The sequence below is a fragment of the Thiohalobacter thiocyanaticus genome, assembly GCF_002356355.1.
GTDB lineage: Bacteria > Pseudomonadota > Gammaproteobacteria > Thiohalobacterales > Thiohalobacteraceae > Thiohalobacter > Thiohalobacter thiocyanaticus_A.
In genome coordinates this window covers 2184934-2206173 of record NZ_AP018052.1, presented here as the reverse complement: position 1 = coordinate 2206173, position 21240 = coordinate 2184934, and the positions used below count along the sequence as shown (strand labels likewise).

The 21240-nt window shown below is 66.2% G+C and carries 21 protein-coding genes; 9 read left to right on the top strand and 12 right to left on the bottom strand.

The window, feature by feature from the left end; translation table 11 throughout:
* Positions 1 to 11: 11 nt before the first annotated feature.
* The 7 genes from CFK21_RS10250 to CFK21_RS10215 all read left to right on the top strand — a co-directional run bounded on the left by CFK21_RS10250 (position 12) and on the right by CFK21_RS10215 (position 7305).
* On the top strand, positions 12 to 533 hold the full coding sequence (locus CFK21_RS10250) for a DsrE family protein (protein WP_096366566.1): 522 nt from the start codon (positions 12 to 14) through the stop codon (positions 531 to 533).
* A gap of 75 nt (positions 534 to 608) precedes the next feature.
* Positions 609 to 1643, top strand: a complete 1035-nt coding sequence (locus tag CFK21_RS10245) for a Vgb family protein (RefSeq protein WP_197702942.1) — start codon at positions 609 to 611, stop codon at positions 1641 to 1643.
* A gap of 11 nt (positions 1644 to 1654) precedes the next feature.
* On the top strand, positions 1655 to 2773 hold the full coding sequence (locus tag CFK21_RS10240; RefSeq protein ID WP_197702941.1) for a PQQ-dependent sugar dehydrogenase: 1119 nt from the start codon (positions 1655 to 1657) through the stop codon (positions 2771 to 2773).
* An 83-nt stretch (positions 2774 to 2856) separates the two neighbouring features.
* Positions 2857 to 3291, top strand: coding sequence for a Crp/Fnr family transcriptional regulator (locus tag CFK21_RS10235; RefSeq protein WP_157745601.1), 435 nt, complete (start codon positions 2857 to 2859; stop codon positions 3289 to 3291).
* A gap of 272 nt (positions 3292 to 3563) precedes the next feature.
* A complete protein-coding gene (locus CFK21_RS10230) occupies positions 3564 to 4403 on the top strand; it encodes an SH3 domain-containing protein (RefSeq protein WP_096366563.1) in 840 nt (279 codons plus the stop codon).
* A gap of 9 nt (positions 4404 to 4412) precedes the next feature.
* The gene (locus tag CFK21_RS10220; protein ID WP_157745599.1) at positions 4413 to 6314 is read left to right on the top strand and encodes a hypothetical protein; all 1902 of its coding nucleotides are present in this window, start codon (positions 4413 to 4415) and stop codon (positions 6312 to 6314) included.
* 10 nt (positions 6315 to 6324) lie between these two features.
* Positions 6325 to 7305 carry a hypothetical protein gene (locus CFK21_RS10215; RefSeq protein ID WP_096366561.1) on the top strand — a complete coding sequence of 327 codons (981 nt, stop codon included), beginning with the start codon at positions 6325 to 6327 and terminating at the stop codon, positions 7303 to 7305.
* Positions 7306 to 7338: 33 nt separating this feature from the next.
* Here CFK21_RS10215 and CFK21_RS10210 read toward each other — a convergent pair whose 3' ends face one another.
* The 8 genes from CFK21_RS10210 to dapC all read right to left on the bottom strand — a co-directional run bounded on the left by CFK21_RS10210 (position 7339) and on the right by dapC (position 15275).
* On the bottom strand, positions 7339 to 7659 hold the full coding sequence (locus tag CFK21_RS10210) for a Na+/H+ antiporter subunit G (RefSeq protein ID WP_096367579.1): 321 nt from the start codon (positions 7657 to 7659) through the stop codon (positions 7339 to 7341).
* A 5-nt stretch (positions 7660 to 7664) separates the two neighbouring features.
* Positions 7665 to 7934 carry a K+/H+ antiporter subunit F gene (locus CFK21_RS10205; protein ID WP_096366560.1) on the bottom strand — a complete coding sequence of 90 codons (270 nt, stop codon included), beginning with the start codon at positions 7932 to 7934 and terminating at the stop codon, positions 7665 to 7667.
* Positions 7931 to 8422: a Na+/H+ antiporter subunit E gene (locus CFK21_RS10200; RefSeq protein WP_096366559.1), complete on the bottom strand. Its 492-nt coding sequence runs from the start codon at positions 8420 to 8422 to the stop codon at positions 7931 to 7933. The genes CFK21_RS10205 and CFK21_RS10200 overlap by 4 nt, the downstream gene beginning before the upstream one ends.
* Positions 8419 to 9930 carry a monovalent cation/H+ antiporter subunit D gene (locus tag CFK21_RS10195; protein WP_096367578.1) on the bottom strand — a complete coding sequence of 504 codons (1512 nt, stop codon included), beginning with the start codon at positions 9928 to 9930 and terminating at the stop codon, positions 8419 to 8421. The genes CFK21_RS10200 and CFK21_RS10195 overlap by 4 nt, the downstream gene beginning before the upstream one ends.
* Positions 9930 to 10259, bottom strand: a complete 330-nt coding sequence (locus tag CFK21_RS10190) for a Na+/H+ antiporter subunit C (RefSeq protein ID WP_096366558.1) — start codon at positions 10257 to 10259, stop codon at positions 9930 to 9932. Before CFK21_RS10190 ends, CFK21_RS10195 begins: the two co-directional genes overlap by 1 nt.
* A complete protein-coding gene (locus CFK21_RS10185) occupies positions 10259 to 13075 on the bottom strand; it encodes a monovalent cation/H+ antiporter subunit A (RefSeq protein ID WP_096366557.1) in 2817 nt (938 codons plus the stop codon). Before CFK21_RS10185 ends, CFK21_RS10190 begins: the two co-directional genes overlap by 1 nt.
* Positions 13076 to 13234: 159 nt before the next feature.
* Entirely contained in the window at positions 13235 to 14056 is an 822-nt protein-coding gene (dapD, locus tag CFK21_RS10180; protein ID WP_096366556.1) for a 2,3,4,5-tetrahydropyridine-2,6-dicarboxylate N-succinyltransferase, read from the bottom strand.
* Positions 14057 to 14069: 13 nt separating this feature from the next.
* Positions 14070 to 15275, bottom strand: coding sequence for a succinyldiaminopimelate transaminase (gene dapC / locus CFK21_RS10175; RefSeq protein WP_096366555.1), 1206 nt, complete (start codon positions 15273 to 15275; stop codon positions 14070 to 14072).
* A 120-nt stretch (positions 15276 to 15395) separates the two neighbouring features.
* Between dapC and CFK21_RS10170 the strand changes: the two genes are divergently transcribed.
* Complete coding sequence (locus CFK21_RS10170; RefSeq protein WP_197702940.1) at positions 15396 to 16286, top strand: DMT family transporter; 891 nt, start codon at positions 15396 to 15398, stop codon at positions 16284 to 16286.
* Positions 16287 to 16404: 118 nt separating this feature from the next.
* Positions 16405 to 16806: a VOC family protein gene (locus CFK21_RS10165; RefSeq protein ID WP_096366554.1), complete on the top strand. Its 402-nt coding sequence runs from the start codon at positions 16405 to 16407 to the stop codon at positions 16804 to 16806.
* Here CFK21_RS10165 and CFK21_RS10160 read toward each other — a convergent pair.
* The 4 genes from CFK21_RS10160 to map all read right to left on the bottom strand — a co-directional run bounded on the left by CFK21_RS10160 (position 16767) and on the right by map (position 21138).
* The gene (locus CFK21_RS10160) at positions 16767 to 17114 is read right to left on the bottom strand and encodes an SET domain-containing protein (protein ID WP_096366553.1); all 348 of its coding nucleotides are present in this window, start codon (positions 17112 to 17114) and stop codon (positions 16767 to 16769) included. The two genes, CFK21_RS10165 and CFK21_RS10160, sit on opposite strands and share 40 nt — an antisense overlap.
* 95 nt (positions 17115 to 17209) lie before the next feature.
* Entirely contained in the window at positions 17210 to 17572 is a 363-nt protein-coding gene (locus CFK21_RS10155; protein WP_096366552.1) for a TusE/DsrC/DsvC family sulfur relay protein, read from the bottom strand.
* 60 nt (positions 17573 to 17632) lie between these two features.
* Entirely contained in the window at positions 17633 to 20353 is a 2721-nt protein-coding gene (gene glnD, locus CFK21_RS10150; protein ID WP_096366551.1) for a [protein-PII] uridylyltransferase, read from the bottom strand.
* Complete coding sequence (gene map / locus CFK21_RS10145) at positions 20350 to 21138, bottom strand: type I methionyl aminopeptidase (protein WP_096366550.1); 789 nt, start codon at positions 21136 to 21138, stop codon at positions 20350 to 20352. The genes glnD and map overlap by 4 nt, the downstream gene beginning before the upstream one ends.
* Positions 21139 to 21240: the final 102 nt, after the last annotated feature.

Sequence of the window (21240 nt, the reverse complement as noted above, 5' to 3'; positions counted from 1 at the left end):
GGAGGTATGCCATGTCCGCAGCAGGAAAGAGTGCCGGCCGCGGCGCCGCAATTCTGTGGATGACCGCCGCCCTGTTCGCAGCCACAGTCTGGCTACTGCCGGCCGCGCCGGTGCAGGCCATGAACGGGGAAGCGAAGGTGGTCTATCACGCCGATTATTCCGATCCGCGCCGCTTCAGTGCGATGCTGACCAGCATCAACAACATGATCACCACCTACAAGAGCGATCTGCGCGATTATGACGTGCGCATCGTCTTCGTCGCCCACGGCATCCGCTTCCTGACGGAGGACGCGCTGGCCGAGACCCCGTTCGCGGCCGACGCCGCATTGCGCGAGCGGCGCGAGAATCTGCGCGGCCGGCTGCGCAGCCTGGTCGATGTGCACGGTGTGAAGCTGGAACTGTGCGACATCACCCGTTCCGAAATCGGCCTGTCCGAAGACGAGTTGTACCAAGGGGTCGAAATGGTCCGTTCGGGCGTGGTGCGTATCGCTGAACTGCAACAGCAGGGCTTTGCCTATCTCAAAATCGAGTAAGGCGGGATTCAGGAACCCGTCCGGCCCCGGCGTGTCTCATATCCTGTCAACAGCAATCACCGAGCGGGGAACTTCATGATACGCATGCTGCTGGCTTTCGTGCTGGGCCTGATGCTGGTGCCGGTCCAGGCACAGGAGACATCGGTCGGGATCGACCACTGGCAGGTCGAATGGCCCAACACCCGGCCGCGGGATCCTGCGCTGGCCGCCGACGGCCGGGTCTGGTTCGTTGGGCAGACCGGCGACTATGCGGCCGTGTTCGATCCGGAGACGGAAACCTTCAGGCGTTACGATCTGCCCGAGGGCGCCGGTCCGCACACCGTCTATATCACCCGCGACCAGGAGATCTGGTACGCCGGCAACCGGGATGCCCATCTGGGTCGGATCGATCCGCAGACCGGCGCCATCGAACGCATCGCCATGCCGCAGGGACAGCTCAAGGATCCGCATACCCTGTACGAGGACTCCAAGGGCCGGCTCTGGTTCACCGCCCAGTGGGCCAACCAGATCGGGCGTTACGATCGTGACAGCGGCGAGATCCGGTATGTCGATGTCCCGACGCCCAAGGCACGCCCCTACGGCATCCTCATCGACGCCCAGGATACCGTCTGGGTCGCGTTGTTCGGGACGCATAAGCTGGCGCGGATCACACCCGACATGCAACTGACCGAAATCGAACTGCCGCGGTCTGAGGCCCGGCCGCGCCGTCTGGCCGTCAACGCCTGCGGCATCTGGTACGTCGATTATGCCGAGGGCTACCTGGGGCGCTACCAGCCGTTGACCGGCGGCTTCAGGGAGTGGCGCCACAGTCCGGCGGCGCAGGCCGGCCCCTATGCCATGGCTGCCGACGCGGCCGGCCGCATCTGGTTCGTCGAGACCCATCCCGATCCCAACCGCCTGGTGGGGTTCGATCCGGATAGCGAGCGCTTCTTCGGCGTCAGCCCCATCCCCGGCGGCGCCGGTGCAGTGCGCCACATGGTGTATGACCCGTCACACCACGCCCTCTGGTTCGGCACCGACACCAATCGCCTGATGCGGGCCGACCTGCCGCCGATGCAGGCGCCCGCGGTCCCGGCCCAGGCTGCCACCGCGGACAGGGGCTGTAACTGATGGAGGTAAGGATGAAACGCATACGCACAAGCCGCATGTGCTGCCTCAGAGTGCTGCTGTTCGGCTGGCTGCTGACGACGGTTGGGTTGAGCGTTGCGGCTGATGCCGACCGGCGTCTGGAGACCGTGGCCGAGGGACTGGGCATTCCCTGGGGCATGGCGTTTCTGGATGCCGGCACCCTGCTGTTCACCGAACGCGCGGGCCGGGTCGGGCGGCTGAATCTCGCAACCGGCGCGGTCAGCTACCTGGACGGTGTACCCGGGGTGTATGCCGAAGGGCAGGGCGGTCTGCTGGACATCGCCCCTGCGCCGGATCATGCCGAGACCGGCTGGATCTATTTCACCTACGCCAAAGCGGTGGACGGCCAGGGCGCGACCGCCCTGGCGCGGGCGCGGCTCAGCGGCGACCGGCTGGCGGACTGGCAGGAACTGATCGTCACGCAATCCCGCAGCGACACCACGCGCCACTTCGGCAGCCGCATCGCCTTCGACGGCAGGGGACATCTGTTCTTCGGCATCGGCGACCGCGGCGTGCGCCCCAATGGTCAGGATCTGACCACCCACGCCGGCAGCGTGCTGCGCCTGAAGCTCGATGGCAGCGTGCCGCAGGACAACCCCTTCGTCGGCCGCGAGGACGTGCTGCCCGAGATCTGGAGCTACGGCCATCGCAATCCGCAGGGCCTGGTCTACGACAGCGGGCACGACCGCCTGTGGCTGATTGAGCACGGCCCGCGCGGCGGCGACGAGATCAATCTGGTCACGCCCGGTGCCAACTATGGCTGGCCGGTGGTGTCGCACGGCCAGGAATACTGGGGGCCGGTCGATGTCGGCGAGGCGACATCGAAGCCGGGCATGACGGATCCGGTCAAGGTCTACATCCCCTCCATCGCCCCGGGCAGCCTGCTGCTGTATTCCGGCCAGGCCTTTCCCGACTGGCAGGGCGACCTGTTCTCCGGTGCCCTGAAGCTGCGCCATCTCAACCGCGTCACCCTCGATGCCGACGGCAACCCCGTCGGCGAGCAGCGCCTGCTGCAGGATCTGGATGCACGCATCCGGGCCCTGGCTGAAAGTCCTGAAGGCTGGCTGTATCTGTCCACCGACAGCGGTCGGATCTACCGCCTGCGACCCTGAGCGGAAGCTTCAGAACGGCCGCCCGGCGGCCGTTATGACTGTTGAACGGCTTCCGGCCGGGGATTCGCAGGGAGGATGCTGTCGTGGATGGCATTGACTACACGCCGCTGTTCCGGGCGCTCAGTGAGGACGACCTCAGGAAGATCGACCCCTACATCGGCACCATTGAACTGGATGCCGGCGATGTCCTGTTCGCCGAAGGCGACCAGAGCGACTTCGCCGCCTTTGTCACTGATGGACAGCTGGAAGCCGTCAAAAAGGACTTCAACAACAACGAAAAGATCGTGTCCCGTTTCAGCGCCGGTACGGCCATCGGTGAAATGGCCCTGCTCGACGGTCTGCCGCGCTCCGCCACCATCCGGGCAGAATCGGCCGCCTCCGTGACGGTGCTGGACCGCCAGGGCCTGGATGCCATCATCGCGGCCGAGCCCCATGTCGGGGTGAAGATATTGCGCCATCTGGCCAGGACCGTCAGCTACAACCTGCGTCGTACCTCGAATCAGCTTTCCGACCTGTAACCGCCGTCCCTGCACCGGCCATCCGGCCAGTTCTGTCCATTTCTGCGAACAGCGAGTCCCCTGTCCCGGCTGCATGGAATCAGTGGGGGCGGGATGTTCAAGCCCAGCCGTGGTTGTGCCGTGTCCATGAATTGGAGTAATGGCGGCACAGTTCATGTAAGCAAATGCTGACTTGTGAATGGGGGGCCGCGTGCTATAAGTATGGGTGGATCTTCAGATGGCGGCTGTCCGCCGCAACCGATGGAAAACAATAAATATCTGAGGTTGAGCCCATGCAGACCAAGACACTGGTTCCATCCCTTCTGGCCGTGGCGCTGGCCGCCGGCTGTCAGAGCAATCCCTCCAAGGAAGACTGGGGCGCGACCCTGGGCGCGATCGGCGGCGCCGTGCTGGGCGCGGCCGTGGCCGGCGACAACAAGTGGCTGGGCGCGGCCATCGGGGGTGCGGCGGGCTATTATGCCGGCCGGGCCATCGGCCGGCACCTGGACGAACAGGACCGCAAGGCCCTGGCCGCCTCCACGGTGGAAGCCCTGGAGCAGGAAAACGCCGGCGTGGCCAGCTGGAACAGCGACCGCAGCGGTGCCTCGGCCGAGATCAAGACCGGCGAGATCAGTTACCAGAGCGAGCCGAAGCAGATCAAACGCCTGAGCACGGTTGAAGCCGTGCCCAGCATCAAGCTGGAAAACCGCCAGTATGAAACCACGTCCGCGCTGCGGGTGCGGGCCGGTCCGGGGACCCGCTACGGCATCATCACCACGCTGGAGACCGGTGATGTGGTCACCTCGGCGGGACGCACCGACAACGGCTGGCTGATGCTGGCCAAGCAGGGCGTGACCATGGGCTATGTCCACGGGGACTATGTGCAGCCCTACAACCCGGTGCAAGCCGCCCAGGCCAGGGGGATCGACCTGGACAGCGAACAGGTGGAAACCCTGCCGAAGCAGGAGGGCTTCGCCGGCATCGACCTGGATGCGGTGGAGACCTCCAGCTCCACCGTCACCGCCCAGCGCGGCTGCCGCGAGGTCGAGATCAGCGTCAATACCGACAAGGGTACGGAGCAGGAAACCACCCAGGCCTGCCAGAAGCCCGACGGCGTCTGGGAACTGGGCTGAGGAGGCGGCATGAAGTATCAACGGCGGGTTCTGGCAGCCGCATTTGCCAGTTGCATGATAGCGCCGGCGCATGCCGACAAGGTGTTCGCCCACAGCAAATCGCTGGACATGTCCTTTACTGCGCTGGGCGAGCCCTGGTGCCGGGAGGACGTCCGGATGCAGGTCAGTGGCGGTGACGCCGGCAGGTTCGCGACCGAGGAATATCTGGATATTCTGCAGAAGCTGGGGCATGTGCTGGTGCGCGAGTGCGCCGAGGCGCAGACCATGAGCATCGAGGGCCGGGCCGGGGACCGGTCCGTCTGGACCGGCCGGGCCGAACGCGGCAACGGCTGGATCGCCCAGCAGATACCGGTGTCGCCGCCGGCCGCGGCGGTCGCCGGGTCCGAGCCGGCTTCCGCCCCGCCCGCTGCGGCGACTGCATCCATCCCCGATGCCCCGGCAGCCGCCCAATCCGCACCCGCATCCGCACCCGCATCCGCATCCACACCCACACCCACGCCCACGCCGGCCGCCGCAGCTGAGACAGTGATCGAACCGGCACCGGCCGCGCCGCCGGCGCTGGAGATCGCCGGCTGGAAGCCCGGCGGCCTGCTCCGCGTCAGCGGCGAGGTCGGCGAGGCGCAGGAAATCACGAGCCGTACCGACGGCTGCCGCATCCGCGCCTTCTTCGATCTCCAGGCCCGGTTCGGGCCGAGTTTCGAAATGACGCGGGAGTATGACTGCATCAACGGCTATGTCCACTCCAGGGTGAAGAACCGCCCGACTCAGGCCCGCTTCTACTACGAGGGGCAGAATCAGCCCTTCGCCACGTTGAACGGCTACTGGGTCGACGGCTTCAATCTCGACCGCGGTCTGCCGCGCCAGGTGGTGGCGCGCAACAGGACCACCACCACGGACCGCTGGAACCGCAGCTTCACCTCAGACAAGCTGCTGGTCTGGCTGGGGCAGGACCCGGAACTGCGGGCGCATTATTTCGCCACCTATGTGAACGGCAACAACCAGGTCTGGCGCCTGGAGAACACCCCGCTCATCGTCCTCACCGATAATGACGCGCTCAAGGCCGATCCCGCCGCCACGACACTGGCGCAGTCGATCACGGCGATATACCGGGATTTCTACGGCTACAGCAACACCAATCAGTTCAGCCAGGTCAGCTTCGTCATCACCGACAGCTTCTCCCTGACGCCGACCACCGACTATCAGAAGAATCTCAACGCCCAGAATCCCGATACCGCCTTCCACAAGGCCGGCCGTGCCCTGCGCCAGCGCGGCACGCCCTGGATGGTGCAGGTCGATGCCGACTTCGCGGCCAAGCGCGCCGCCTTTGCCGAGGCCGAGCGCAGACGTGCAGAGATGGAACGCCAGCGCCTGGCCCAGCTGCGGGCGCAGCACCAGTCCAGCCTGGACAGGCAGTATCAGGAACTGGTCAACGCCTCACCCTACGACCGGGTGCGGTTCTATGCCACGCTGCAGCTGGCGAAGGAGCAGCTGGCACGGCATCGCATCGACTTCACCAGCACCCGCGCCTACCACGGCAGCGCCCTGGGCGGGGCGCTGGTACTTGCCCATCCGGCCCAGTATCTGAATCAGGTGGACGCCGGTCGGGTGCGCCTGCCCGGACCGCTGCATCTGCTGGTCGAGGCCGACGATGGCGAGATCGAGGCGCCCTATGCCATGCAGGTGAGCCACAACGCCAGCGGCGTGGAACTGGATGGCTGGATGCTGATCCGCATGGAGCCGGAATTCGGATTCGAGTTCGACGCCAAGGGCCGACCGGTATTCGAGATCGCCGTGGATCAGGCCGTGGCCTGCATGACAGACAAGTGTCTGGAGGAAATGGAGGTCGAGGACATGATGAAGGCCTGGTACGAGGACGACGACATGGAATTCAACCTGGCCGCCAATCCCTGAGGACACAGCCATGAGCGCACTCAATAACAAGAATCTGATCTATGGTGGCGCCGCCGGGCTGGCCATCGTGCTGGCCGGCGGCTATTTCTATGCCTCGGCCAAGGGGGTGGAGGCCTTCGAGGATTTCCTCTACGACAAGGACCTTACCGATGCCATCCGCTATGACGACGCCTCCTACTCGCCGCTGTCAGACAGTATCGCGCTGAAAGGTGTGGATCTGAATATCGTCGTGATGGAATTCGGCGATCAGCAGCAGCGGATCACCGGCCGGCTGGACAGGGTGAAAATCGCCGGCGCCCGTGATGAAAACCGCAAGCTCATCAGCTTCAGCGGCTACGAACTCGTCACCGATCCCGACCCCACCCGGATTCAGGAGAATATGCTCTACCAGATGCTGGCCGAACCGCTCAAGCTGGCGCGCACCCTGGGTATCAAGGAGACCCGGCTCGACGGCGCAGTGGGGTATGCCTACGAGCGTGATGACGAAAAGCTCACTCTGACGGTGGAACTGGATGCGGAAAACCTGGCCCGTAACGCAATCGAGCTCAGGCTGCAGCGAACCCGACCGCTGTTCGAGATCGATCCCGAAAAACAGATCCAGGCCGCCATCTTCGCGCCCCAGCAGCTGCTGGCCGAGTTCGGCCGTATCGAACTGGTCGGCGCCCGTGCCGGGCTTGAGGACTACGGTGCCTTCGAACGAATGGCACGGCTGTCCGCCCTGGGTTCATATAACTATGCCACGGCCCTGAACGAGGAAGAGGTGCCGTTCGAAGCCATGAAGGCGGGGATGCATGTCGGCGTCAATCCGCAGATGAAACAGCAGGTGACAGAGGGCGACCTGGACGAAGACAGTATCAAGGCCCTGCAGGGCTTCATCGAAAAGGGCGGCAATCTTGAGATCGAGGTCGAAACCAAGCGCCCCGTGCGCCTGGCGGATCTGATCAAGAACGATAAGCTGCATCGCGACATCAGCATCGAGATCGACGACTGAGGTCCCGGTGTCCGGCATCCCGGCCGGCCCCGATCAATCCAGGTTTTCCGACTCCGGCCGCCGCGCCAGCGAGGCCAGCTTCAGGTGCAGCGCCGCCTTGGCCAGCAGGTGGGCGCTGACCGGCGCGGTGATGAACAGGAACAGGGTGATCAGGATCTCATGGTAACTGGCGCTCTCGCCTTGGCTGAAGTAGACCGCCGAGGCGATCAGCACGCAGCCCACGCCCAGGGTGGTGGCCTTGGTCGGGCCGTGCAGGCGGCTGTAGAAATCGCGCAGCCGGGCCAGGCCCAGCGAGCCGATGAAGGTGAAGGCGCCGCCGGCGATGATCAGGAAGGCAAGCAGGTATTCCAGCATGATGTTCACTCGATGATGTCCCCGCGCAGCAGATACTTGCACAGCGCGACCGTTCCCACGAAGCCCATCAGGGCGATCAGCAGCGCCGCCTCGAAGTAGATATTGCTGTCGATCTGGATGCCGAACAGCACCAGCAGGGCGATGGTGTTCACGTACAGGGTATCCAGGGCCAGGATGCGATCCGGCGCGTCCGGGCCGCGCAGCAGCCGCCACAGGCTCAACGCCACGGCCAGCCCGACCAGGGTGAAGGCGATAGTGAGCGCGGTGTCGATCATTCCTCGAAGATCTCCTTCAGCGGTGCCTCGTAGCGCGTCTTGATGGTCGCCACCAGGGCCTCGGTATCGGTCGCGTGCAGGGCGTGCACCAACAGTCGGTCGCGCTCGGGCGAGAGTTCGGCCGAGACCGTGCCCGGGGTGAGCGAGATGGTGTTGGCCAGCAGGCTGATGGCCAGGTCCGAACGGACATCCAGCGGCACTTCCAGGAAGGCCGGCTGCAGGCGGCGGGGACGGCTGACGATGAGCTGCGCCACGGCCAGGTTGGCGATGAGGATGTCATACAGCACCACGGCGATGAAGCGCAGCAGGGTCAGCGGCCGGCGGATGCGGGTCTGCTCCGGCCAGAAGCGCAGGGTGAAGATGGGGATGGCCCAGCCCAGCAGCAGGCCCAGCACGGCGTGCCCGGCACTGAATTCGTTCGCCAGCAGCATCCAGACCAGGGCCAGGATGGGAGTGAGCAGGGGATGCGGCAGCAGACGCTGGATCATGGCGCGACCTCCCGACCCAGTACGGCGTCGATATAGATCTGCGGGTGATGCAGCTGCTGGGCCGTGCGCAGGGTGTATTCGTGCACAGGCCCGGCCCAGAGGACCAGTCCCAGGCACAGCAGCAGCAGGGCGGCGGCAGGCGCCAGTTCCGGCAGCAGACGCTCGCCGCCCGCCGGCGGATTGACCACGCGCGCGCGGTAGAACAGCACACTGCCGCTGCGGGCCAGGGCGATGAGCGCCAGCAGGCTGGTCACCAGTACCACCGCCATTATCCAGGCCAGGTCCGGATGCGGCAGGGCCGCGCGCAGGATGAGGAACTTGGCCACAAAGCCCGACAGCGGCGGCAGGCCGGCGATCAGCACGGCGGTGATGAAGAAGAGCCCGCCCAGCAGGCGTGGATGACTCAGGGTGCCGTCCGGGGCGAAGCGGTCGGCCAGTTTGCCGCGGCGGCGGGCGATGCTGTCGGCGAGCAGGAACAGGGCGGCGGCGGCGAAGGTGGTGTGTGGCAGGTAGTAGAGACCGGCGGCCAGCCCACCGGCCGTGCCCAGGCCGGCGGCGATGAGCAGGGTGCCGACCGAGGCGATGACCAGGTAGGCGGCCTGCTGGCGCAGGCCGGTGCTGGCCACCACCCCGGCCATGCCGATGGCCAGCGTGAGCAGCGCCAGCGGCAGCAGCCAGTCGCCCAGCAGATGGGCGCTGTCACCGGCCTGCGCGCCGAAGATCAGGGTGTCCAGGCGCACGATGCTGTAGACCCCGACCTTGGTCATGACGGCGAACAGGGCCGCCACCGGCGCGCTGGTGCCGGCATAGGCGGCGGGCAGCCACAGGTACAGCGGCACCAGCGCGGCCTTCAGGGCAAACACCCCGAACAGCAGTAGACCGGCGGCCTGCACCAGGCCCAACTCGGCGGGGCCGACCTGGGCCATGCGCCGGGCCAGATCGGCCATGTTGAGGGTGCCGAGCACGCCGTAGAGGGTGCCGACCGCGAACAGGAACAGGGTGGAGCCGGCCAGGTTGATGACCACGAAGTGCAGCCCGGCGCGGGTGCGCTCCGGTCCGCCGCCGTGCAGCAGCAGACCGTAGGAGGCCAGCAGCAGGATCTCGAAGAAGACGAACAGGTTGAACAGGTCGCCGGTGAGGAAGGCTCCGTTCAGGCCGAACAGCTGCAGCTGGAACAGCACATGGAAATGCCGGCCTTCCAGATCGGTGCCGCGGCTGGCATAGAGCAGGGCCAGCAGGCCCAGCAGGGCAGTGATCAGCAGCATGCCCGCGGCCAGCCGGTCGGCCACCAGCACGATGCCATAGGGGGCCGGCCAGTCGCCCAGGGCATAGGTGAAAATGCCGCCGTCACCGGCCTGCCCGAGCAGCAGCAGGGCCAGCCACACCTGCGCCAGCACGGCCAGCAGACTCAGCACCCGGCGCCAGCCGATGGGCAGCGGCCGCAGCAGCAGCAGCGCGATACCGGCCAGCAGCGGCAGCAGCACGGGCGCGATGACCAGATGCTGCATCATGTCGGCCGGTTCCCGTCGACCCGGTCGTCGCCCAGCTCGGCGCGGGCCTTGAGTGCGAGCATGATGACGAAGGCGGTCATGGCGAAGCTGATGACGATGGCGGTCAGTACCAGCGCCTGCGGCAGCGGGTCGGTGTAGCCGGCCGCGGCCGCGTCAATGACGGCCGGCCGGCCGATGGTCAGCCGGCCCATGGCGAACAGGAACAGGTTCACCGCGTAGGACAGCAGGGTGATGCCCAGCACCACGGGGAAGCTGCGCCGGCGCAGGCTGAGATACACCCCGCAGGCGGTGAGCACACCGATGATGACGGCAACGAGGGCTTCCATCAGCGATAGTCTCCGGCGGTCGGGCGCGGCGTATGGCTGGCGCTGTGCATCAGGCCGAGGTGGATGAGGATCAGCAGGGTTGCGCCCACGACCACCATGTACACCCCGAGATCGAAGGCGATGGCCGAGGCGATCTCGAACTCCCCGACCACCGGCCAGTGTACATGGCTGTAGGCCGAGGTCAGGAAGGGATAACCGTAGACCAGGCTCACCAGGCCGGTGGCGGTGGCCACCAGCAGGCCCAGCCCGACCAGCGGGTGCATGTTGGCCGGCAGCCGCGACTGGGTCCACTCCACGCCGTTGGCCAGGTACTGCATGATGATGGCCACGGCGGTGATCAGGCCGGCGATGAAGCCGCCGCCGGGCAGGTTGTGTCCGCGCAGGAAGATGAAGGCCGAAACCAGCAGCGCCAGCGGCAGCAGCAGCCGCGTCAGCGAGGCCATCACCGCCGGGTGCATGTCCCAGTTCCAGGGTCGGCCGCGGCTGTCATAGGCCGGGCCGGGCAGGACCAGGTGTTCCAGCATGGCGTAGATCCCGAGCGCGGCGATGCCCAGTACCGTGATCTCGCCCAGGGTGTCGAAGCCACGGAAATCCACCAGGATCACATTGACCACGTTGTGGCCGCCGCCGCCCGGCACGCTGTTGGCGAGAAAGTAATCCGAAATGCTCTCCAGCGGCCGGGTCAGCACCGCCCAGGCCAGCAGCCCGGTGCCGGTGCCGGCGGCCACGGCCAGCAGGCCATCACGTGCGCGCCGCGGGACGGAGGAGTCCGCCGGCGCTTCCTGCGGCAGGAAGTAAAGCGCCAGCAGCAGCAGCACGATGGTGACCACCTCCACCGACAGCTGGGTCAGCGCCAGGTCGGGGCCGGAGAACTTGATGAAGATGAGCGAGACCACCAGGCCGACCGCGCCGATCAGCACCAGTGCCACCAGACGCTGGCGGTGCAGGATCACGGTGGCCAGCGCCGCCGCGACCAGGCCGGCGGCGGCCAGCAGGCTGATGCCGTCGATCGGCAGCAGGGCGCGGCTGCCGGTCAGCGGCCCGCCGCCGCCGAGCCAGCCCGTCAGTCCCAGCAGGGCGGCGAAGGCCACGAACAGGGCGACCATGCGCGGCAGCGAGCGGCTGTCCAGGGCCCGGGTCAGCCCGGTCGCGGCGGCGAACAGGCCGGTCATCAGGGCGTCGAATACGGATTTCGCCTGGCAGTGGGGTTCGCAGCGGTCGTGCAGCCGGAACAACGGATAGCGCGTGGCATAGACCAGACCGCCGCCGACCAGCGCGACCACGCTCATCAGCAGCGCCGGACTCAGGCCGTGCCAGATGGCCAGATCAAAGTGCGGCGGCGCGGTCTGCAGCACGCCGCCGGCGGCCAGGGTGAGAATCGGCTCCACGGTCAGCCCCGGCAGGATACCCACCAGCAGGCACAGCGCGACCAGCATCTCCACCGGCACCTTCATCCAGCGCGGCGGCTCGTGCGGCATCTTCGGCAGGTCGATGGGCTCGCCGTTGAAGAAGACGTCGTGGATGAAGCGGAAGGAGTAGGCCACGGCGAACACGCCGGCCAGGGTGACCAGGGCCGGCAGCAGCCAGCCCAGCTGCAGATAGGTGCTGGCGCTGACCGCCTCGGCGAAGAACATCTCCTTGGACAGGAAGCCGTTGAGCAGCGGCACCCCGGCCATGGAGGCGGCCGCGACCATCGCCAGCAGCGCGGTGTGCGGCATGTACTTCCACAGGCCGTTGAGCCGGCGCATGTCGCGGCTGCCGGTCTCGTGGTCGATGATGCCGGCGGCCATGAACAGCGAGGCCTTGAAGATGGCGTGATTGATGATGTGGAACACGCCGGCCACCGCCGCCAGCGGGGTGCCGATGCCGAACAGCAGGGTGATCAGGCCCAGGTGGCTGATGGTGGAGTAGGCCAGCAGGCCCTTCAGATCGTGCTTGAACAGGGCGAAGACGGCGCCCACCAGCAGGGTGGCCAGGCCGGCGCCGCCGACCAGCCAGGCCCACTCCGGCGTGCCCGACAGGGCCGGGAACAGGCGCGCCAGCAGGAACACGCCGGCCTTGACCATGGTGGCCGAGTGCAGATAGGCCGAGACCGGCGTCGGCGCGGCCATGGCGTTGGGCAGCCAGAAATGAAACGGGAACTGGGCCGACTTGGTGAAGGCGCCGAGCAGCACCAGCACCAGCATCGGCACATACAGCGGATGGGCGCGGATCTCCGGGCCCGAGTCCAGGATCACCGACAACTCGTAGCTGCCCGCGATCTGGCCCAGCAGGATGAAGCCGCCCAGCATGGCCAGTCCGCCCGCGCCGGTGATGGCCAGGGCCATGCGCGCGCCCTGGCGCGCCTCCGGCCGGTCCTGCCAGTAGCTGATCAGCAGAAACGAGGTCAGGCTGGTCAGCTCCCAGAACACCAGCAGCTGGATGATGTTCTCCGACAGCACGATGCCCAGCATCGCGCCCATGAACAGCAGCAGATAGCTGAAGAAGCGCCCCATGCAGTCGCGCGGCGACAGGTAGTAGCGGGCGTAGAGGACGATCAGCAGGCCGATGCCGAGGATGAGCAGGGTGAACAGCAGGCCCAGCCCGTCGAGGCGGAAGCCGAGATCGAGCCCCGCGGTGGGAATCCAGGCCGTGCGGCTGACCAGGGTCTCGCCGGCGAACACCGCCTGCATCGGCCGCCACAGATGGCCCAGCGCGAACAGTACCGTAACCCCCGCTACCCAGGCCGCGTGCAACCGCCCGAAGCGCGAGGCCCAGCCGGCCAGGCCCGCGCCGACGAAGACGGTCAGGATGAGGGTGAAGAGGTTGTCGGCCATAAATCAGGTTCTAGGTTCTGCGTACCAGGTCCAAGGTAGGTCGGGTCAGCCGCAGCGTAACCCGACACAGGGCCGGATGGCGTCGGGTTATGCCCTTCGGGCTGACCCGACCTACGGTACTATACCTCGGCCCTGGAACCTAGCATCTGGGGCCTGTATTCAGATATCCCGCAGCAGTTCGTTGAGGCCCACCTTGCCGCGGGTCTTCTCGTCGACCTTCTTCACGATGACGGCGCAGTACAGGCTGTAGCTGCCGTCCTTCGAGGGCAGGTTGCCGGATACCACCACCGAGCCGGCGGGTACCCGGCCGTAGAGGACCTCGCCGGTGTCGCGGTCGTAGATCTTGGTGCTCTGGCCGATGTAGACGCCCATCGAGATGACCGAACCTTCCTCGACGATCACGCCCTCGACGATCTCGGAGCGGGCGCCGATGAAGCAGTTGTCCTCGATGATGGTGGGGGCGGCCTGGATCGGCTCCAGCACGCCGCCGATGCCGACACCGCCGGACAGATGCACGTTCTTCCCGATCTGGGCACAGGAGCCCACGGTGGCCCAGGTGTCGACCATGGTGCCGGAGTCGACATAGGCGCCGATGTTGACGTAGGAGGGCATCAGCACCACGCCGGGGGCGATGTAGCTGCCGCGCCGGGCGGTGGCCGGCGGTACCACGCGCACGCCGTCGTCGCGGAAGGCGCGCGAGTTGTAATCGGCATATTTGGACGGCACCTTGTCGTAGTAGTTGGTGTAGCCGCCCTTGATGAAGGCGTTGTCTTCGATGCGGAAGGACAACAGCACGGCCTTCTTCAGCCAGTCATGCACCACCCAGTTGCCGTCGATCTTCTCCGCCACCCGGGCCTGGCCCGAGTCCAGCATGCCCATCGCCTCCAGCACCGCCTCCTTGACCAGGGTTTCGACATTGCGCGGGTTGATGTCGGCGCGGCGCTCGAAGGCCTCCTCGATGATGCTCTGGATTTCGCTCATGGGTCTGTGTCCTTTAGGGGTTGATGCGTTCGATGAATGACCGGATGCGGTGGGCGGCCTCGATGCAGTCCTCCAGCGGCGCGACCAGGGCCATGCGTACATGGTCGGCACCGGGGTTGCCGCTGTCGGTGTCGCGGGAAAGAAAACTGCCGGGCAGCACCGTGACCTGTTCCTCGGCGAACAGGCCGCGGGCGAAGTCGGTGTCCGCGATCGGGGTGCGCGGCCACAGGTAGAAGCCGGCCTGCGGCGGGGCGACGTCGAGTACCGGCTGCAGGATGTCGGTGACGGCCGCGAACTTCTGCCGGTACAGTTCGCGATTGTCGCGCACGTGCGCCTCGTCCTGCCAGGCCTGCAGGCTGGCGGCCTGGGTGGCCGGCGGCATGGCGCAACCGTGATAGGTGCGATAGCGGAAGAAGGCCTGCAGCACCTCGGCGTCACCGGCGACGAAGCCCGAACGCAGCCCCGGCAGGTTGGAGCGCTTGGACAGGCTGTGGAATACCACGCAGCGGCGATAGTCGGTGCGGCCCATGGCGGCGGCGGCCTGCAGCAGGCCGGGCGGCGGCGCGGCCTCGTCGGGATAGATCTCGGAATAGCACTCGTCGGCGGCGAGGATGAAGTCATGCCGCTCGGCCAGTTCGATCAGCCGCTGCAGCGTCGCAATGTTCAGCACGGTGCCGGTGGGGTTGCCGGGCGAGCAGAGATAGAGCAGCTGACAGTCGGCCCAGACGGCCTCGGGCACCCGGTCGAAATCGGGCAGGTAGCCCGATTCCGGGGTGGTGTTGAGCAAAACCGGCTCGGCGCCGGCCAGCAGGGCCGCGCCCTCGTAGATCTGGTAGAAGGGATTGGGCATGAGCACCCGCGGCCGGGCCGCATTGCGGTCGACCACGGCCTGGGCGAAGGCGAACAGGGCCTCGCGGGTGCCGTTGACCGGCAGCACCATGGTCTGCGGATCCAGGCTGTCGGCCGGCAGCTGAAAACGGCGGCTCAGCCAGTCGGCGACGGCACGACGCAGTTCGGGCTGGCCGCGAGTGACCGGATACTGCGACAGGCCATGCAGGTGACTGATCAGGGCCTCGGCGACAAAATGCGGGGCAGCATGCTTGGGCTCGCCGATGGACAGATCGATATGGGCCCTGTCCACCGGCGGCGAGGCGTCTGCCTTGAGCCGGGCCAGGCGTTCGAAGGGGTAGGGCTGCAGCCGTTCCAGATCCGGGTTCATGTCCTGATTGAGCCTGATACCTGACGCCGGTCGGCGTGTTATGGTGTGCCGGCCGCACGCCGGCAGCGCCCGCGCGGTTTCCGACAAAACAGCTGAACATTATACGCAATCCACCATCCTGTGACACACCGCAACTTGACTCTGCTGCCCATCCTCAGCCTGCTGCTGGCCGCCTGCATGTGGGGTACCGTCTGGTACCCCCTGCGGCTGCTGGAAGGCGGCGGCCTGCACGGCCTGTGGAGCATTCTGATCGCCTACAGCACCGCCATGCTGCTCGGACTGGTGCTGCTGTGGCGTCACGGCGGCGAACTGCGCCGCGATCCGCAGGCCCTGCTGGTGATGGCGCTGGCCAACGGCTGGTGCAATGTGGCCTTCGTACTGGCGGTGATCGAGGGCCCGGTGATGCGGGTGCTGCTGCTGTTCTATCTCTCGCCGCTGTGGTCGGTGATCCTGGCGCGGCTGATCCTGGGCGAGCGACTCAGCCGCGAGGCCAGGCTGGTGTTCGCCATGGCGCTGACCGGCGCCGTTATCATGCTCTGGAACCCGGCCCTCGGCCTGCCCTGGCCGCAGGGAACCGGCGACTGGCTGGCGGTCTCGGCCGGGTTCGGCTTTGCGCTCAGCAACGTGATGATCCGACGCATGCAGGCGCTGAGCGTCTGGAGCAAGACCGCCGTGAGCTGGGTCGGTGTGCTTGTCGTGGCACTGACCATGCTGGTCGTGGCCGGGCAGACTGAAGTGCCGACGGTGGCCGGCGGCGTCTGGCTGGGTGCGGTCGGACTGGGCATCTTCGGCATCGTGGTGATGACCCTGACCGTGCAGTACGGCGTCAGCCACCTGCCCATTCACCGCTCGGCGGTCATCCTGCTGTTCGAGCTGGTGGCCGGGGCGGTGTCCTCCTACCTGCTGGCGCACGAACTGGTCAAGCCGCAGGAATGGGGCGGCGGAGCACTGATCGTGGCCGCGGCCTATGTCTCCGCACATGCCGCGCGGCGGCAGGGGGAGGTGGATTGAATGGAGGATTGCGGTTTTGGTAGGTCGGGTTAGCGCAGCGTAACCCGACATGGTCCGCGGGTTGTGTCGGGTTACGCCCTCCGGGCTAACCCGACCTACGAAGATCTGGAGATACCGCATGACGACAACCCGATTGCACCACGTCAGTGTCATCGTCGCCGATACGGCGCGGGCGCTGGAATTCTACCGCGACCTGCTGGGTCTGCCGGTCAACCCCGACCGGCCCGATCTGGGTTATCCGGGCGCCTGGCTGGATGTGGGCGCGGCCCAGATCCACCTGCTGGAACTGCCCAATCCCGACCCGGTCGCGGACCGGCCCGCGCATGGCGGGCGCGATCGGCATCTGGCGTTGTCGGTGGCGGACTTCGAGGGCGTGCTGGCGCGGCTGGAGGCGGCCGGCGTGGCGGTCGGTCGCAGCCGCTCGGGTCGGGCGGCGGCCTTCTGCCGCGATCCCGATGGCAACGCCGTGGAACTGATCGCTCAGCCCGGGCAGTCGTCGGGATTCGGTTCCTCGCCGTAATCGATGGTGATTTCCTCCCGCGGCCGGATGTCGCGCAGGGCGAACAGGTCGAAACCGTCGAAGGCGGCGTTGGGTTCGGTGCTGTGGTTGAGGTAGCGGAGGAAGTTCTTGCCGTCACGGGCCCGGCGCACGCCGTTTTCATCCGTTACCCACAGCACATGCGGCCCGTTGCGGCTGGCCGCCGGTCCGATGTAGCTGCCCAGGTAGGTGTCTTCGGGAATGAAGGCCTTGGCGAACAGGCCCTTGCCATGGATGGCCGAGTCGGCGACAAAGCAGTGCCGATAAATGAACTTGTTTTTTAACTGCATGGGATTTCTGCGGTTCTCAGGGATGGCGAGCCGCGCCGGAACACGACAGGCACCGCAGGGTGCCTGTCGCCGTGGTCCGGTCGGGCGGGAGGGGGTTACATCACGCTGCCGAAGGATTCGTTCTTGGCGTCGGCCGGCACCGGCAGACCGGCGATCCTGCAGGCCTGGCGCACCGGCCCCTTCGGAAACAATTCGTAGAGATGCTTCTTGCCGCCGTTGGCTGCGGTGCGGTCCTCCATGCACTCCAGCGCCTCCCGGGCGTGGAAGTGCGGATTCTTGCGATACAGTTCGCGCAGCCCGTGCAGCAGCGTCATGTGTTCGTCACTCAGGGTGATACCCTCTTCCGTCGCCAGGGTATGGGCACGGGATTCCGACCATTCCTCCAGATCCGCCATGGGGTCGCCGGGATCCGGCATCGCTGGCTTGTCCGGAGTTTCGTACAGCGGGGGCTTGGTCATGTTCGATCTCCCTTCCTTCTGATTGCGTTACCTTGAGTGTAGTGTAAATGAAAGCAGGTTCTAGGTACCAGACGCCGGGTCCTGGTCCGTTTTCTGCTCAAGCTCGTTGATGATGTGCTCACGCAGGGAGTCCAGCACCGCCTGGTCGCGGATCGGCCGGTGGTCGTGGTCAGTGATGTAGAACACGTCCTCGGCACGGGCGCCGAAGGTGGCGATGCGGGCATTGCGGATATTGACGTCGCAGTGGGTGAAGGCGCGCGCCACGGCCGACAGCAGCCCGGGACGGTCGCCGGTGATCAGTTCCATGATGGTGCGCTGGTTGGGCGCGTCCTGCTTGAACTCGATCAGGGTGCGGATATCGAAGTGACGGAACTGGCGCGGTGGCCGCCGGGTCACGCGGGTGGCCTCGCCGTGCGGCTTGCCCAGGCCCTGGATCAGGGCCTGGCGGATCTCGCGGATGCGGGCCGGATCCTCGATCGCCCGGCCGTGATCGTCCAGTACCACGTAGCTGTCCAGGGCATAGTGATCCTCGGAGGTGAGGATGCGCGCGTCCATGACATCCAGCCCCATCTGGTCGAGCATGGCGGTGATACGCTCGAACAGACCGGGGTCGGTCGGCATGTAGACGAAGATCTCGGTGCCGCCGCGTTCGGGGCTCGGGCGCAGTGCGATCAGCGGGGCGTGCGGATCGTCCCGGTCGAGGATGGCGTGGGTCTGCCAGACGATCTCGTCCGGCGAGTGGCGCAGGAAGTATTCCTCGGTGAAGTTGTCCCACAGCGGTTCGAGCTGGTCCTGGTCGAAGCCGTCCTCCAGCAGCCGGTCACGGGCGCGGTGGCGGGTGACGGCGACCAGTTCGGCCTGGTCGAGCGGGTTCTCCAGCCCCCGGCGCAGGGCCTGGCTGGTGACGTTGTAGAGTTCGCTCAGCAGTGCCGCCTTCCAGGAGTTCCACAGCTCCTGGTTGGTGCCGCGGATATCGGCGACGGTCAGCAGGTAGAGATAGTTCAGACGCATACGGCTGCCCACGGCCTGGGCAAACTCGTTGATCACGGCCGGGTCGCTGATATCGCGCCGCTGCGCCGTGGTCGACATGAGCAGATGATTCTGCACCAGCCAGGCCACCAGTTCGGAGTCATAGCGGCTCAGGCCATGATGCTGGCAGAAGCGGCGCGCCTCATCGGCGCCGAGCTCGGAGTGATCGCCGCCGCGGCCCTTGGCGATGTCATGAAACAGCGCGGCCAGGATCAGCAGTTCCTGCTTGGGGATCTTCCTGATCAGTTCGCTCGCAAACGGCAGTTCGTGGGCGAATTCGGGCACGGTCAGCCGGCGGATGTTGCGCACCACGAACAGGGTGTGCTCATCCACGGTGAAGGCGTGGAACAGGTCGTACTGCATCTGGCCGACGATCCTGCCGAATACCGGCAGATAGGCAGCGAGAATGCCGTAGCGGTTCATGCGCCGCAGTTCGTGAGTCACGCCGTGGGGCTGGCGGATGATCTCCATGAACAGGGCGCGGCTGCGCAGGTCGTTGCGGAAATCCTCGTCGATCAGGTGCCGGTGGTCCCGGATCAGGCGGATGGTGGAGGCGCGCACACCCTTGAGATTGGGGTGCTGGGCCATGACCAGAAAGATCTCCAGCAGCGCGAAGGGGTAGCGCCTGAATACGTTCGGGTGGGCGACCTCGATGAAGCCCTTGCGCGACTGGAACCGCTTGTTGATGACCACCGGGTCGGCGGAATCGTCAGCATAGAGGATCTGCTCCTTGAACAGCTGCAACAGCATTTCGTTGAGCCGATTGAGCTCGAACACCGTGCGGTAGTAGTCCTTCATGAACAACTCGACCGACAGGTTGGGCGAATCCGCGGCCTGGTAGCCGAGTTGGGCGGCCAGCGTGCGCTGATGGTCGAACAGCAGCCGGTCTTCGCGCCGGCGGGTGAGGCTGTGCAGGGCGAAGCGGATGCGCCAGAGGAAGGACTGGCCCTCGACCAGGGTTTCGTATTCGTGCTCGGTAAGGAAGCCATGCTCGACCAGTCCGTGCAGGGTCAGCACGCCGTAGTGGCGCTTGGCGACCCAGCCGATCATCTGGATGTCGCGCAGTCCGCCGGGGTTTTCCTTGATGTTCGGTTCCAGGTTGTAGGCGGTGTCGTGGTACTTGTGATGGCGGACATCCTGTTCCCTGAGCTTGGCGTCGAAGAAGTCGCGGCCATTCCACATGTGCTCCGGGCCGGTGCGCTCGCGCATCTGCTCGTAGAGGGCATGGGAGCCGGTCAGGTGGCGCGCCTCCAGCAGGTTGGTGGCGATGGTGATGTCGGCGCGGCCGTGTTCCACGCACTCGGCGATGGTGCGCACGCTGTGACCGACCTCCACCCCCATGTCCCAGAGGTCGGCGAGGAATTCGCGGATGGCTTCCGCATGGCCCGGCTCGGCGCCTTCCGCCAGCAGGATGAGGAGGTCGATGTCAGAACCCGGCAGCAGTTCGGCGCGGCCGTAGCCGCCGACCGCGACGAGGGAGATGTCAGTGGCCTGCGGGTCGAAGTACAGCGCCCAGGCCCGGCGCAGCAACTGGTCGATCAGCCAGCAGCGGCCGTAGACCAGTTCCGGCGCGGGCGCGCCCGCCTCGAAGTGATGGCGCAGGGTGGCGTCCCCCTGCTTCAGCGCCTCGCGCAGTACCGCCATCGGCCGTGCGTTGCCGGCCAGCTGCGCATCCAGCGCCCCGGTGTCCAGGATGTCGGGCAGCGCCGGACGGTCGGGGAACTGGATCCGGGGTTCCGGGGTGGCAATCATGGATATTCCGGCATGGTATCCAGCGATTCGGACGGATGCAGGGTCAGCACCTCGAAGCCGTCCCCGGTCACCAGCACGGTATGTTCCCACTGGGCCGAGAGGCTGTGGTCCTTGGTCACCACGGTCCAGTTGTCGGGCAGCATCTTGGTGTGGCGCTTGCCGGCGTTGACCATGGGTTCGATGGTGAAGATCATCCCCGGCCGCAGTTCCAGCCCGGTGCCCGGACGACCGTAATGCAGCACCTGCGGATCCTCATGGAATTCCCGCCCGATGCCGTGGCCGCAGTACTCGCGCACCACGGAGTAGTTGTTGGACTCGACGAAGGTCTGGATGGCATGGCCGATGTCGCCGAGCTGCACGCCGGGTCTGACCATCTCGATGCCGGTGCGCATGGCGTCGTAGCAGACCCGGATCAGTCGCCCGGCCTGTACGCTGGGTTCACCGACGCAGAACATGCGGCTGGTATCGCCGTGATAACCGTCCTTGATCACGGTGACGTCGATATTGAGGATGTCGCCGTTCTTGAGCTTCTTGTCCCCGGGGATGCCGTGACAGATCTGATGATTGATGGAGGTGCAGATGGACTTGGGAAAACCGCGGTAGTTCAGCGGCGCCGGCACGGCCTGCTGCTCGTTGACGATGAAATCATGGCAGATACGATCCAGCTCGCCCGTGGTTACCCCGGCCTTGACGTGGGGGCGGATCATCTGCAGTACATCCGCGGCCAGGCGGCCGGCAATGCGCATTTTTTCGATTTCCTCGAGGGACTTGATAGTAACGGCCATGTAAGATCCTGAATTTTCTGATTGCGTCGTGTCGGGCGGGTGTCGGGGAAGATTGTTGAGACAGGCAGTTTATGGTATAAAGTCGCGCTTGTTAAGCGCCGC

Coding starts and splice junctions, on each gene's coding strand:
- CFK21_RS10250 (WP_096366566.1), top strand. CDS start 12: ATGTCCGCAGCAGGAAAGAGTGCCGGCCGCGGCGCCGCAATTCTGTGG.
- CFK21_RS10245 (WP_197702942.1), top strand. CDS start 609: ATGATACGCATGCTGCTGGCTTTCGTGCTGGGCCTGATGCTGGTGCCG.
- CFK21_RS10240 (WP_197702941.1), top strand. CDS start 1,655: ATGAAACGCATACGCACAAGCCGCATGTGCTGCCTCAGAGTGCTGCTG.
- CFK21_RS10230 (WP_096366563.1), top strand. CDS start 3,564: ATGCAGACCAAGACACTGGTTCCATCCCTTCTGGCCGTGGCGCTGGCC.
- CFK21_RS10220 (WP_157745599.1), top strand. CDS start 4,413: ATGAAGTATCAACGGCGGGTTCTGGCAGCCGCATTTGCCAGTTGCATG.
- CFK21_RS10215 (WP_096366561.1), top strand. CDS start 6,325: ATGAGCGCACTCAATAACAAGAATCTGATCTATGGTGGCGCCGCCGGG.
- CFK21_RS10210 (WP_096367579.1), bottom strand. CDS start 7,659: ATGCTGGAATACCTGCTTGCCTTCCTGATCATCGCCGGCGGCGCCTTC.
- CFK21_RS10205 (WP_096366560.1), bottom strand. CDS start 7,934: ATGATCGACACCGCGCTCACTATCGCCTTCACCCTGGTCGGGCTGGCC.
- CFK21_RS10200 (WP_096366559.1), bottom strand. CDS start 8,422: ATGATCCAGCGTCTGCTGCCGCATCCCCTGCTCACTCCCATCCTGGCC.
- CFK21_RS10195 (WP_096367578.1), bottom strand. CDS start 9,930: ATGCAGCATCTGGTCATCGCGCCCGTGCTGCTGCCGCTGCTGGCCGGT.
- CFK21_RS10190 (WP_096366558.1), bottom strand. CDS start 10,259: ATGGAAGCCCTCGTTGCCGTCATCATCGGTGTGCTCACCGCCTGCGGG.
- CFK21_RS10185 (WP_096366557.1), bottom strand. CDS start 13,075: ATGGCCGACAACCTCTTCACCCTCATCCTGACCGTCTTCGTCGGCGCG.
- dapD (WP_096366556.1), bottom strand. CDS start 14,056: ATGAGCGAAATCCAGAGCATCATCGAGGAGGCCTTCGAGCGCCGCGCC.
- dapC (WP_096366555.1), bottom strand. CDS start 15,275: ATGAACCCGGATCTGGAACGGCTGCAGCCCTACCCCTTCGAACGCCTG.
- CFK21_RS10165 (WP_096366554.1), top strand. CDS start 16,405: ATGACGACAACCCGATTGCACCACGTCAGTGTCATCGTCGCCGATACG.
- CFK21_RS10160 (WP_096366553.1), bottom strand. CDS start 17,114: ATGCAGTTAAAAAACAAGTTCATTTATCGGCACTGCTTTGTCGCCGAC.
- CFK21_RS10155 (WP_096366552.1), bottom strand. CDS start 17,572: ATGACCAAGCCCCCGCTGTACGAAACTCCGGACAAGCCAGCGATGCCG.
- glnD (WP_096366551.1), bottom strand. CDS start 20,353: ATGATTGCCACCCCGGAACCCCGGATCCAGTTCCCCGACCGTCCGGCG.
- map (WP_096366550.1), bottom strand. CDS start 21,138: ATGGCCGTTACTATCAAGTCCCTCGAGGAAATCGAAAAAATGCGCATT.